General features: G+C 69.8%; 11 protein-coding genes and 4 tRNA genes. 6 read left to right on the top strand and 9 right to left on the bottom strand.

The features are described from left to right. Together GQQ93_RS10215 and thrS are read right to left on the bottom strand one after the other, a co-directional pair. A complete protein-coding gene (locus tag GQQ93_RS10215; RefSeq protein ID WP_157424124.1) occupies positions 1-582 on the bottom strand; it encodes an HIT family protein in 582 nt (193 codons plus the stop codon). Then, positions 579-2,513, bottom strand: coding sequence for a threonine--tRNA ligase (gene thrS / locus GQQ93_RS10210; RefSeq protein ID WP_246192278.1), 1,935 nt, complete (start codon positions 2,511-2,513; stop codon positions 579-581). Before thrS ends, GQQ93_RS10215 begins: the two co-directional genes overlap by 4 nt. Before the next feature lie 342 nt (positions 2,514-2,855). Between thrS and GQQ93_RS10205 the strand changes: the two genes are divergently transcribed. Beyond that, a complete protein-coding gene (locus GQQ93_RS10205; protein ID WP_157424122.1) occupies positions 2,856-3,449 on the top strand; it encodes a hypothetical protein in 594 nt (197 codons plus the stop codon). A gap of 68 nt (positions 3,450-3,517) precedes the next feature. Here the strand turns inward: GQQ93_RS10205 and GQQ93_RS10200 are convergent. From GQQ93_RS10200 to GQQ93_RS10190, 3 genes are all read right to left on the bottom strand, one after another. Continuing rightward, positions 3,518-3,592: transfer RNA gene (locus GQQ93_RS10200), tRNA-Val, on the bottom strand. A gap of 25 nt (positions 3,593-3,617) precedes the next feature. Next, positions 3,618-3,691, bottom strand: a tRNA-Cys gene (locus GQQ93_RS10195). A gap of 57 nt (positions 3,692-3,748) precedes the next feature. Then, a tRNA-Gly gene (locus GQQ93_RS10190) sits at positions 3,749-3,820 on the bottom strand. Between the two features lie 240 nt (positions 3,821-4,060). Here GQQ93_RS10190 and GQQ93_RS10185 point away from each other — a divergent pair. Then, positions 4,061-4,133 (top strand) — tRNA-Val (locus tag GQQ93_RS10185). A 184-nt stretch (positions 4,134-4,317) separates the two neighbouring features. Here GQQ93_RS10185 and GQQ93_RS10180 read toward each other — a convergent pair. The 3 genes from GQQ93_RS10180 to zapE all read right to left on the bottom strand — a co-directional run bounded on the left by GQQ93_RS10180 (position 4,318) and on the right by zapE (position 7,439). Further along, positions 4,318-4,905 carry a type II toxin-antitoxin system PemK/MazF family toxin gene (locus GQQ93_RS10180; protein ID WP_246192265.1) on the bottom strand — a complete coding sequence of 196 codons (588 nt, stop codon included), beginning with the start codon at positions 4,903-4,905 and terminating at the stop codon, positions 4,318-4,320. Positions 4,906-4,948: 43 nt separating this feature from the next. Then, positions 4,949-6,211, bottom strand: a complete 1,263-nt coding sequence (locus tag GQQ93_RS10175) for an ammonium transporter (protein ID WP_157424121.1) — start codon at positions 6,209-6,211, stop codon at positions 4,949-4,951. Positions 6,212-6,383: 172 nt separating this feature from the next. After that, positions 6,384-7,439, bottom strand: coding sequence for a cell division protein ZapE (zapE, locus tag GQQ93_RS10170; protein ID WP_157424120.1), 1,056 nt, complete (start codon positions 7,437-7,439; stop codon positions 6,384-6,386). Between the two features lie 139 nt (positions 7,440-7,578). On the opposite strand from zapE, the gene GQQ93_RS10165 reads away from it, so the two are divergent. Then, positions 7,579-8,478: a sulfurtransferase gene (locus GQQ93_RS10165; RefSeq protein ID WP_157424119.1), complete on the top strand. Its 900-nt coding sequence runs from the start codon at positions 7,579-7,581 to the stop codon at positions 8,476-8,478. A 58-nt stretch (positions 8,479-8,536) separates the two neighbouring features. Beyond that, entirely contained in the window at positions 8,537-8,977 is a 441-nt protein-coding gene (locus GQQ93_RS10160; RefSeq protein ID WP_157424118.1) for a SufE family protein, read from the top strand. A 24-nt stretch (positions 8,978-9,001) separates the two neighbouring features. On the opposite strand, the gene GQQ93_RS10155 is transcribed toward GQQ93_RS10160, so the two are convergent. Then, positions 9,002-10,195, bottom strand: coding sequence for an alpha/beta hydrolase family protein (locus tag GQQ93_RS10155; protein ID WP_170296171.1), 1,194 nt, complete (start codon positions 10,193-10,195; stop codon positions 9,002-9,004). 118 nt (positions 10,196-10,313) lie between these two features. On the opposite strand from GQQ93_RS10155, the gene GQQ93_RS10150 reads away from it, so the two are divergent. After that, positions 10,314-10,904, top strand: coding sequence for a DUF3000 domain-containing protein (locus GQQ93_RS10150; RefSeq protein WP_157424116.1), 591 nt, complete (start codon positions 10,314-10,316; stop codon positions 10,902-10,904). Further along, on the top strand, positions 10,897-12,093 hold the full coding sequence (locus tag GQQ93_RS10145) for a ribonuclease D (protein WP_157424115.1): 1,197 nt from the start codon (positions 10,897-10,899) through the stop codon (positions 12,091-12,093). The genes GQQ93_RS10150 and GQQ93_RS10145 overlap by 8 nt, the downstream gene beginning before the upstream one ends. Positions 12,094-12,120: the final 27 nt, after the last annotated feature.

The raw sequence follows: 12,120 nt of genomic DNA, 5'->3' as shown, positions 1-12,120 counted from the left end.
CTACTCGGCCACCGGCCAGGCGTCGGCGATCTCCTGACGCACCTCGCCGAGGAGGCGCGGCAGCGCCTTCGTGCCCGCGATGATCGGGAAGAAGTTCGAGTCGAGCGCCCACCGCGGCACGATGTGCTGGTGCAGGTGCTCGGCGATGCCCGCACCCGCGATACGGCCTTGGTTCATGCCGAGGTTGAAGCCGTCGCAGTGCGAGACCTCCTTCACGACCCGCATCGCGATCTGCGTGAGCAGGCCGATCTCGGCGACCTCCTCGGGGCTCGCCTCGTCGTACGTCGCGATGTGGCGGTACGGGCAGACCAACAGGTGCCCGCTGTTGTACGGGAACAGGTTCAGCAGCACGTAGGCGTGCGCTCCGCGCGCCACGATGAGCGACTGCTCGTCGCTCATCTCGGGCGCGCGGCAGAACGGGCACGAGTGCTCGTCGGGCTGCTGCCCGTGCTGGATGTAGACGAGCCGGTGCGGGGTCCAGAGCCGCTGGAACGCGTCGGGCACGCCCGCGAGATCCGCCGAGGCATCCGTCGGAACGCCTTCGAACTCGCCGGCCCCGTAGCTCGCCCCGTCGCCGGTCATGCGAACAGGTCGTCCCGCGTGTTCACCTGCAGGCGCTCGGCGATCGCGCCGCGCACCTTCTCGATCGCAGCGTTGATCGGCACCCCGTTCTCCTGGGTGCCGTCGCGGAAGCGGAAGCTCACCGTCTCGGCCGACCGGTCGTTCTCGCCCGCGATGAGCTGGAACGGCACCTTCTGCGTCGTGTGGGTGCGGATCTTCTTCTGCATGCGGTCGTCGCTCACGTCGAGGTCGGCGCGCACGCCGAAGCCCTTCAGCTGCTCGATGATCGCACCGAGGTACGGCGCGTACTCGTCGGCCACGGGGATGCCGACGACCTGCACCGGCGCGAGCCACACCGGGAAGGCGCCCGCGTAGTGCTCGAGGAGGATCGCGAAGAACCGTTCGATCGACCCGAACAGCGCTCGGTGGATCATGATCGGGCGCTTCTTCTGCCCGTCGCGATCGGTGAACTCGAGGTCGAAGCGCTCGGGGAGGTTGGGGTCGACCTGCACGGTGGACAGCTGCCAGGTGCGGCCGATCGCATCGCGCGTCTTCAGGTCGATCTTCGGGCCGTAGAACGCCGCCTCGCCGGGCATCTCGGTGAGCTTCAGCCCGCTGGCGCGGGCGACGTTGCGGAGCGCGTTCGTCGAGTAGTCCCAGAACTCGTCGGAGCCGATCCACTTCTCCTTCTCGTCGTCGCGCATCGAGAGCTCGAGCTCGAAGTCGTCGAGACCGAAGTCGCGCAGCATCGAGATGACGAAGTCGATGACCTTGGTCGCCTCCTCCTCGAGCTGCTCGGGGGTGACGAAGAGGTGCGAGTCGTCCTGGGTGAAGCCGCGCACGCGGGTGAGGCCGTGCAGCGCGCCCGAGAGCTCGTTGCGGTACACGGTGCCGTTCTCGGCGAGCCGCATCGGCAGGTCGCGGTAGCTGCGCCCGCGCTCCTTGTAGATGAGGATGTGCATCGGGCAGTTCATGGGCTTCAGATAGTAGTCCTGGCCCTGCTTGGTGATGTTGCCCTCGGCGTCGCGCTCCTCGTCCATCACGATCGGCGGGAACATGCCGTCCTTGTACGTGACGAGGTGGTTCGAGGTGAGGAAGAGATCCTCCTTCGAGATGTGCGGCGTGTACACGTAGGTGTAGCCGCCCTCGATGTGCCGGCGACGGGCGTGCTGCTCCATCTCCATGCGGACCACGCCGCCGCGCGGGTGCCAGACCGAGAGGCCCGAGCCGATCTCCTCGGGGAAGCTGAAGAGGTCGAGCTCACGGCCGAGCTTGCGGTGGTCGCGCTTCGCGGCCTCCTCGAGGCGGTGCTGGTAGGCGCGCAGCTCGTCTTTGGTGGGCCACGCGGTGCCGTAGATGCGCTGCAGCTGCGGGTTCTTCTCGGACCCGCGCCAGTACGCGGCGGCGATGCGGGCGAGCGACCAGCCGTTGCCGATCATGCGGGTGTTCGGCAGGTGCGGGCCCCGGCAGAGGTCCTTCCAGACCGTCTCGCCGGTCTTCGGGTCGACGTTGTCGTAGATCGTGAGCTCGCCTGCGCCGACCTCGACGCTCTCGTTGTCGTCGCCCGACGACGCGGAGCCCTTGAGCCCGATGAGCTCGAGCTTGTATGGCTCTTCCGCGAGCTCGACCCGGGCCTCGTCGTCGGTGACGACGCGACGCATGAAGCGCTGTCCGGCACGGATGATCCGTGCCATCTCCTTGTCGAGCGCCTTGAGGTCGTCGGGGGTGAACGGCTCGGCGACGTCGAAGTCGTAGTAGAAGCCGTCGGTCACGGGCGGGCCGATGCCGAGCTTCGCCTCGGGGTTGATCGACTGCACGGCCTGCGCGAGCACGTGCGCCGCCGAGTGACGGAGGATGTTCAGGCCGTCGGGCGAGTCGATCGTGACCGGCTCGACGAGGTCGGCGTCGGTCACCGTCGTCGCGAGGTCCTTGAGCTCGCCGTTGACGCGCATCGCGACAACGGAACGGTCGGTGAAGAGCTCGAAGCCGTCAGCCACCTGGATCCACTCCTTGGAATTCTCGAAACGAACCCTTCAACTGTAGTCGTGCGCGCGCACTGTCCCGCGCCGGGGTCCGTCGGCACGGATCGCTCGCCGTCGCGACCGACCACCCCGAACGGGGGTGTACCCCGAGAGCGCCGATTCGGGGGACAATCCCTGTGGACCGGTCGCTGGCCGGACCACCGGGTTCCGGTGAAAGCGAAAGCCGGTCACCGGGATCCGGCCCCTCTCCTCCCCAGTTCCTCGGTGCTGGCCCTGAGACGGCCCGGCAACCGAAGTTCTAGAGTTTCGCTCATGTATGAGTCATCTGAAGAACTGGGCTCCCGCACCGAGTTCGACGAGCGCGTCATCGAATTCGCCGACTTCGAGCCCGACCTCCGCCTCGAGGACTGGATCGAGAAGTACCGGATCGGCGAGCTCGTGCTCGGCCCGATCTTCTGGGCGCCGATCGACTTCCTCTCCCCCGTCCACACCGTCGGCAAGGGCAGAACGAATCTCACCCTCATCCGTCCGACGATCATGCAGACCGACGCCGTCACGCCTTACGCCGGCTTCGACCGCCGCGAGTCGCCCACGCGCAATCCCGCCGTTTCGATCCACTTCGAGCCCGCCGCCTACGGCATCACCGGCGTCGGGACGTACGTCTGCACCTTCACCGTCGAGTCCGGCGCCCCGGTGACGCTGAACGCGAGCGGCTACGCCGCCTCGGGCACGGTCGTGGGCGCCGGCCCCAGGAGCGTAAACGGCAAGCAGACGGTCAGCCTCACCCTGAAGAACCTGCCCGCCTACGGCGGTTGGGCCGCGATCGAGCAGACCGCGGGCGCGTCGTGGGTCTGGTACTCGACCCGTATCGCGTATCCCCCGCTCGTCTTCGAACAGGTCGGATGACGACGAGGGGGAAACAACCGCGCGCCTCCGGAAACGAGAAAAGCCCCGGCCGATGCCGGGGCTTTCCATGGTGGGCGATACTGGGATCGAACCAGTGACCTCTTCCGTGTCAGGGAAGCGCGCTACCGCTGCGCCAATCGCCCAGAATCGAGTGCGAGGCTCTCGATCTGGAGGTGGATACGGGATTCGAACCCGTGTATACGGCTTTGCAGGCCGCTGCCTCGCCTCTCGGCCAATCCACCGTGAATGGGTTCTCCACCAAAAGAACAGGAGTCGGGCTTACGCCCGATCCTGATCAGAGCGGATGACGAGATTCGAACTCGCGACCCTCACCTTGGCAAGGTGATGCGCTACCACTGCGCCACATCCGCGTTGCTTTCGCATTTCTGCGTGCAGAGAAGACTTTATACACACTTGGAGCGATTCACAAACCGAGCGCCCGCCGAACGCCGTTCCGGCCGGTCAACCGGTCATTCCGCGACCGATTCCCGGGCGTGTCGAGGCCAGGGAGCGAGGCGAGCACCCCTCAGGTACCGCTCGATGTGCAATCGTCCCCGATCGTCGGCTAGTATCGAGTCCGCGGTCACCGAGAGGTTGCCGCGAATCCCTCAGGGCGATTGGCGCAGCTGGTAGCGCGCTTCCTTCACACGGAAGAGGTCGTCGGTTCGAGCCCGGCATCGCCCACTGAGAACAGAACGCCCCCGACCTCGGTCGGGGGCGTTCTGCGTTTCGGGGGGAGGTTCTCCGCCGCAGTTTCGGAGATCACCGCGATCTCGGATCCTCCGACGCACTTCCGTCCGACTTCACGGCGATCTCCGAGGCAGTGGCAGTGGCGCGGCGGTGGCAGCGCGCCGGACGCGCCTGGCGCTCAGCGCCACCCGTAGCGCTGCGAGAGCGCCCCCGCGACGAGGTCGAAGCGACGCTCGTCGAGCGAGGCCGCCTCGCGGCGCACGCCGCCGGCGCGCACCCGGAACACCCGGTCGATCTTCGCCCAGCTGGGTCGCCCCGAGGCATCCCAGGGGCCCTCGCCGAGCGAGACGTAGTCGCGGTCGCCGTCGTGCGCCTTGCTCGTGAGCTGCACGGCCAGGTAGTCCCCCGCCTGCGAGGCGGCCACGATGACGACGGGGCGGTCCTTGCCGCGCCCGTCTCGCTCCTCGAAGGGCACCCACGTCCACACGACCTCGCCGGGGTCGGGATCGCCGTCGGGGGTCGGCGCGTAGCTCAGCTCGACGCCGCGCAGCCGATCGGCGTCGATCTCGATCGTTGCGTCGTCGCCGAACTGCCCGGGCGAAGCCTCTTCCCCGGCGAACGGCGTCGGCCGCGAGGCATCCGAACCCTGTGACGACCTGCCGGCTCCGGAGGGGGCCGACGCCGTCGACGACCTGGTCGAGGAGGGCGAGACGATCGCCCGCAGAACGCGCCCGAGGGCGGTGAGGAAGCGGCTGGTGTCTGACACACCGGGCACACTACCCCACCGCCCTCGGGCGGCCGGAGAACGCTCAGACGGTCTCGAGCTTGTAGGCGTCCTCACCGTGCACGACGGTGTCGATGCCGGCGATCTCGTCCTCGTTCTTCACCCGGAAGCCCATGGTCTTCTGGATGATCGTGCCGATCGCGAAGGTCAGCACGAACGAGTAGGCGAGCACCGAGACGGCCGCGATCGCCTGCACCGCGAGCTGCGTGAAGTCGCCGCTGTAGACGAGACCCGTGCCGTTGGCGAAGATGCCGAGGTACAGGGTGCCGATGAGGCCGCCGACGAGGTGGATGCCCACGACGTCGAGCGAGTCGTCGAAGCCGAACTTGAACTTCAGGTCGATCGCGAGGGCGCAGACCGCACCGGCGACGAGACCGAGCACGATCGCCCACACGGGCGTCAACGAGGCGCAGGCGGGGGTGATGGCGACGAGGCCCGCGACGGCGCCGGAGGCCGCGCCCACCGAGGTCGGCTTTCCGTCCCTGATCTTCTCGACCAGGAGCCAGGCGAGCAGCGCCGCCGCCGGAGCCGCGATCGTGTTCACGAAGGCGAGGGCCGCGGTGCCGTCGGCGGCGAGCTCCGAACCCGCGTTGAAGCCGAACCAGCCGAACCACAGGAGGCCGGCGCCGAGGAGCACGAACGGCGGGTTGTGCGGGACGTGGGCGCCCTTCGAGAAGCCGACGCGCTTGCCGAGCACCAGCGCGAGGGCGAGGGCCGCTGCGCCCGCGTTGATGTGCACCGCGGTGCCGCCCGCGAAGTCGATCGCGCCGACGCCGAAGAACTCCTGCATGCCGTAGGTGATCCACCCGCCGTAGGCGAAGCTGCCGTCGTCTGCGAGGCCGAAGTTGAAGACCCAGCTCGCAACCGGGAAGTAGACGATCGTCGCCCAGATGCCGGCGAACACCATCCACGCGCCGAACTTCGCGCGGTCGGCGATCGCACCCGAGATGAGGGCGACCGTGAGGATCGCGAAGGTCGCCTGGAACGCCACGAAGGCGAGCGGCGGGTACGCGGCGCCCTCGGGCGTCTCGAGGAGGCTCGTGAGGCCGATCGCCGACCAGTCGATCGACCAGGGGGCGACGAGGCCCTCGGCGCCGGGGAACGCGATGGCGTAGCCGTAGAGCACCCAGAGCACGCCGATGAGGCCCAGCGCGCCGAAGCTCAGCATCATCATGCTGATGACGCTCTTGGCCTTGACGAGCCCGCCGTAGAAGAACGCGAGCCCTGGGGTCATCAGCAGCACCAGGGCTGCGGCGATCAACAGGAACGCGGTGTTGCCTTGATCCATCTCTCGAACCTCTCTCGGATTGCAGGGCGGGGGACCCTGTGCGCCCCAGTTTCACGAGAGGACGTTTCGAGAGGGATCGTGCGATGTTTCCGGCCCGTTACGGGTCGCAGCGCTGTGTGAACAGCGCGTTTCGGGATGCTGCGCAACGGCGAGGAACTCGCCGTGCAACCGCTCAGTCGTGCGGCGGGAGCTCGCCGGAGGTCAGCGCGATCATGCGCGAGATCGCCCGCAGGTACTTCTTGCGGTAGCCGCCAGACATCATGTCGCCGCCGAAGACCCGGTCGAGCGCGAGGCCGCTCGTGATGACGGGCACCTCGGCGTCGTAGGCGCGGTCGATGAAGGCGACGAGCCGCAGCGCCGCGTTCTGGTCGGTGAGCTCGTGCACGCCCTGCAGGGCGATCGTGTCGAGCCCCTGCACGAGCTTCACGTACTTCGAGGGATGCACGGTCGCGAGGTGCGCGATCAGCTCGTCGAAGGTGTCGAGCGAGACGCGGTGGTCGCGTGCGGCGAGGGCCTGCGCGGTGCGGGCGACCTCGTCGTCGGTCGCGAGTGCGATCGCGTGCCCCTCGGTGTCGCGGCGGCGGTAGTCGAGGCCGTCGATGCGCAGGGTCTCGAAGTTCGAGGAGAGCGCGTGGATCTCGCGGAGGAAGTCTGCGGCGGCGAACCGGCCCTCGCCGAGTGCGTTGGGCGGTGTGTTCGACGTCGCCGCCACCCGCGTGCCGCTCGCCATGAGCTCACCGAGGAACCGCGTCATGAGCATCGTGTCGCCCGGATCGTCGAGCTCGAACTCGTCGATGCAGATGAGCTTCGCGCCGCGCAGCAGCTCGATCGCGGGCTGGTAGCCGAGCGCGCCGACGAGCGCGGTGTACTCGATGAAGGTGCCGAAGTACTTCGGGCCGTGCGCGACGTGCCAGAGCGCGGCGAGCAGGTGGGTCTTGCCGACGCCGAAGCCGCCGTCGAGGTAGACGCCGGGCAACTCGATGCGGGCGGGGCGCTTGCGCGAGAAGAAGCCGCCCGGCCGCTGGGCCGCGCGCCACGCGCCCGCGAACTGGTTCAACCGTTCGAGGGCGGCCTGCTGCGACGGGAAGTCGGGGTCGGGTCGATACGACTCGAAGGAGGCGTGCTCGAACTGCGGCGGCGGCACGAGCTCGGAGGCGATCTCGGCGCCCGAGATGGCCGGGTTGCGGTCGACGAGCCGGATGGGGGCGTGGCTGGAGGCCGAGGTCATGCTGTGAGCTCCGTATTGCACCGGATGACGGGTGCCGTGACTGCGCCCTGCGGGCCGCGTAGATTCGAGGGTGGACAGGTGATCAGCCTAGTCCGCTCCCCCGCCCAGCCCGCCGACCAGGCGATCCCAGGAGGTCCCCATGCCCGCCGAGTTCGACTCCGCCGCGAAGTTCGCCGAGTACGCCCACCCCGAGCGGCTCGTCTCCACCGGCTGGCTCGCCGAGCACCTCGGCGACCCCGGCCTCGTCGTCGTCGAGTCCGACGAGGACGTCCTCCTCTACGAGACCGGCCACATCCCGGGCGCCGTGAAGATCGACTGGCACCTCGACCTCAACGACCCGGTCGTGCGCGATTACGTCAGCGACGAGCGGTTCGCGGCGCTCCTCGGCTCGAAGGGCATCTCGCGCGATACGACGATCGTCGTCTACGGCGACAAGAGCAACTGGTGGGCGGCGTACGCGCTGTGGGTGTTCACCCTCTTCGGCCACGAAGACGTCCGGCTGCTCGACGGCGGCCGCGATCTCTGGATCGCGGAGGGCCGCGAGATCACCACGGATGCCCCGGAGGTGACCCCGGTCGACTACCCGGTCGTCGCTCGCGACGACCGCGCGGTGCGCGCCTTCAGGGAGGACGTGCTCGCCCACCTCGGCAACCCGCTCATCGACGTCCGCTCCCCCGAGGAGTACAGCGGCGAGCGCACGACGGCACCGGCATACCCCGAGGAGGGCGCGCTGCGCGCCGGGCACATCCCGACGGCGGCGTCCGTGCCGTGGGCCCGTGCGGCCGCGGGCGACGGCACCTTCAAGGGACGTGCCGAGCTCGACGCGATCTACCGCGACGAGGTCGGGCTCGCCGACGGCGACGACATCGTCGCGTACTGCCGGATCGGCGAGCGTTCGAGCCACACCTGGTTCGTGCTGACGCACCTGCTCGGCTTCGCCAAGGTGCGCAACTACGACGGCTCGTGGACCGAGTGGGGCAGCGCGGTGCGCGTGCCGATCGTGACGGGCACCGATCGCGGCGAGGTGCCGGCGCGCTGACCGGCGCAGGTCCACAGCGGCGGCCGTCGCAGGCCGCGCCCGTGGGAGGATTGAGGAGATGGACCAGACCACGCTCCCCGAACGCCTCGCCGAGACCCGCGACGACTTCCTCGCGCTCGGCGTCCGCGACCGGCTCCAGCTGCTGCTCGAGTTCTCGAACGAACTGCCCGAGCTCCCCGAGCGCTACGCCGAGCACCCCGATCTGCTCGAACGCGTAGAAGAATGCCAGTCGCCCGTGTTCATCTTCGTCGAGGTCGACGGCGGCATCGTGCACCTCTACGCGACGGCGCCGGCCGAGTCGCCGACGACGCGCGGCTTCGCCTCCATCCTCGTGCAGGGCCTCGCCGGGCTCACCGTGCAGCAGGTGCTCGACATCCCCGCCGACTACCCGCAGTCCCTCGGACTCGGCGAAGCCGTCTCCCCCTTGCGGGTTCGCGGCATGACCGGAATGCTCGCGCGCACGAAGCGCCAGTTGCGCGAGCGCGTCGCCGCCCTCTGAGGCGCCGGGTCCCCGAGGCCGCCCTCAGCCGACGATCTCGACGGCAGCACCGTCGTGGTCGGCGGACGTCCGCGCGGCGAGCCATCCCGCGATGAGGCCGTTCCACCGCTCTGGATCGTGGTTCCAGAGCTTCGTGTGCCTGGCGCCCGTGAACTCCTCGAACTGGATGAGATCGGGTCGGGATGCCGCGAGACGGCGCGATCCGTCGATGGGCACGAACCCGTCGTCGACACTGTGCATCAGCAGGATCGGCACCGAGAACTCGCTCGCCCGTGCGACGGGGTCGAGCTCCTCGAGCGAGATCGGGGCCGCGAGCCCCGTCAGGCCCCCGCCGTACGGTGCGCCGAGAAGCCGCGCCACGGCGTCGCCGAGCCGCCGCGGCAGCCCGAGTGCACCGCCCTGGAAGCGGAGGATGTCGACCCAGTCGATCGCCGGAGAGTCGAGGATGACGCCGACCAGGTGCTCGCGGACCTCGGCCGACCGCAGCACCGCCTGGAGCGAGATCATGCCGCCCATCGACCACCCCATCAGCACGATCTCGCGGGCGCCGTGCTCCGTCGCGTACCGCGCCGCTGAGACGACGTCGGCCCACTCCGTGCCGCCGAGCCCGTAGCGGCGATCGGAGCTCTCGGGTGCCTCACCGTCGTTGCGGTACGAGATGAGGAGACTGTTCCAGCCGGCCTCGCGCGTCGATTCCACCGCTCGCAGCGCCTCGTGCCGTTTGGCGCCGCGCCCGTGCACCTGCACGACCCAGCGATCGCTCGGCACGTCCGCCGGAATCCACCACGCCGGCGCCGGGCCGAGCGGGGTCTCGACGACGACGTCCTCGTACGGGACGTCGAGCTCCCAGGGACCGAGGTGGTACCAGCCGTCGATCCGCCCTCGCGCGGCTCGCTCCGGCCGCCCGAAGTCGGTCGAGGTGAGTGCTCGGCGCACCCGGCCGTCGCGCTCCTCGATCACGTCGCCGAGTCGCGCGTGGCCCGAGTCGCGCTCGAACCAGAGCCCGTAGACTCCGCGCATCCGCGCCTCGTCGCCCGCGGCGAGCGTGATCTCACCGACGGCCGAGTCGACGCCGAGGATCCGGAGGTCCTCCTCCCGCCGGGTCGGCGGCGTGACGACCTTGCGGGCGAAGACGACGGCGAGCATGGCGGCCGTCGCACCGGTCGCGAGCGCGATCACCCCCGCGAGCAGCGCCGCCGCTCCGACGATCGTCCGCACCGCTCCGCCTCGAACTCCGCGCTGCGCCATCGGCATCCTCCCCGTCAACCCGTCCCGTGTGCGTCGCGATGCGGCGTGCCGCCGTCACCGGCTCCGGTCGAGACTCTAGTCTGCACTCGTGCCCGACCACCCGTCCTCGCTTCCCGCCGAGTTCGAGGCAGCGCTCGCCTCGATCCGAGCAGCCGTCCCGCGCGCCGAGCTCGCGGTCTCGGAGATCCCGGCGCCCGGCGGGCTCGCACCGCACGCGGCCGCCCTGTCGGCCGATGTGTCGCCCACGCGCCACGGCGACGACTCCGAGCTCGGCACCGGGCGGTTCATCCTGCTCTACGACCCCAGCGAGCCCGAGGCATGGGGCGGCCGTTTCCGGGTGGTGTGCTTCGCGCAGGCGCCGCTCGAGACCGACATCGGACTCGACCCCTTCCTGGCGGAGGTCGCCTGGTCGTGGCTGATCGACGCGCTCGACGCCCGCGGCGCGCACTACATCGCCGCGTCCGGCACCGCGACCAAGATCCTCTCGACCGGGTTCGGCGAACTGGCGGCCCAGGGCGACGGGGCGCAGATCGAGCTGCGGGCGTCGTGGACTCCCCTCGACGCCGAGATCAAGGCCCATGTGGAAGGCTGGGGCGAGTTGCTGTGCATGCTCGCAGGGCTTCCGCCCCGGTCTGAAGGGGTGACCGCACTGCCCCGTCGGAGGTCGAATCGTGGATGACTACCGGGTGATCGAGACCCCCGCGGAGTTCGACGACGCCGTCGCGAGCCTCCTTGCGGGCGAGGGGCCGATCGCGGTCGACGCCGAACGGGCGAGCGGCTTCCGATACTCGCAGCGCGCCTATCTCATCCAGATGTACCGTCGCGGCTCGGGGGTCTTCCTCTTCGACCCGCCGCAGATCCCCGACTTCTCGGCCCTGCAGGCCGGCATCCGCTCCGAGGAGTGGGTGCTGCACGCCGCCAGCCAGGACCTCGCATGCCTGCGCGAGGTCGGGCTCGACCCCGATCGCATCTTCGACACCGAGCTCGCTGCGCGGCTGCTCGGGATGCCGCGGGTCGGCCTCGCCTCGGTCGTCGAGGAGCTGCTCGACATCAAGCTCGCCAAGGAGCATTCCGCGGCCGACTGGTCGACGCGGCCGCTGCCGCAGTCGTGGCTGAAGTACGCGGCGCTCGACGTCGAACTCCTCGTCGACGTGCGGGACCGCCTCGTCGACCGCCTCGCCGAGGCTGGGAAGACCGACATCGGCGCCCAGGAGTTCGACGCGGTGCTGCATCGAGCGGCGAAGCCGGCCGCCGCCGAGCCCTGGCGCCGTCTCTCCGGCATCCACGCCATGCGCAACGGACGGAATCTCGCCGTCGCCCGCGAACTCTGGCTCTCCCGCGACGAGCTCGCATCCTCGACGGACGTCGCCCCCGGCCGGCTCGTGCCCGACGCCTCCATCGTCGCGGTCGCGAAGTCGCTGCCGTCGACGCGCCGTGCCCTCGCCGATCTGCGCGAGTTCACCGGGCGGCAGAGCCGCAGCGAGCTCGACCGCTGGTGGGCGGCGGTCGAGCGTGGACTCGCGACGACGGAGCTCCCCGCGGTCCGGGTGCCGAACGATGCGCCGCCGCCGCCGCGCTCGTGGGCCGCGCGCCACCCCGAGGCCGACGCACGGCTGAAGCTCGCGAAGACGGCCGTCGCCGAGGTCGCCGAGTCGCTCGGGATGCCGGTCGAGAACCTCCTCACCCCCGACTTCCTGCGGCGCGTGGCCTGGTCGCCGCCGGCTCCCGCCGACGCCGAGTCGATCGGTTCGGCGCTCGCCGAGCTCGGCGCCCGCCCCTGGCAGGTTGCCGCAACCGCACAGATTATCGCCACCGCGTTTGTGGAGGCGTCACAAGCCCTGCTCGACGCCGCCTCCGACGGTTCGTAGGATCCGTCAAGCGATTCAGCACGCCCG

It is taken from the genome of Agromyces lapidis, assembly GCF_009749405.1.
In the GTDB taxonomy this organism is placed as follows: Bacteria; Actinomycetota; Actinomycetes; order Actinomycetales; family Microbacteriaceae; genus Agromyces; species Agromyces lapidis.
This window is presented reverse-complemented; position numbering and strand designations above follow the sequence as displayed.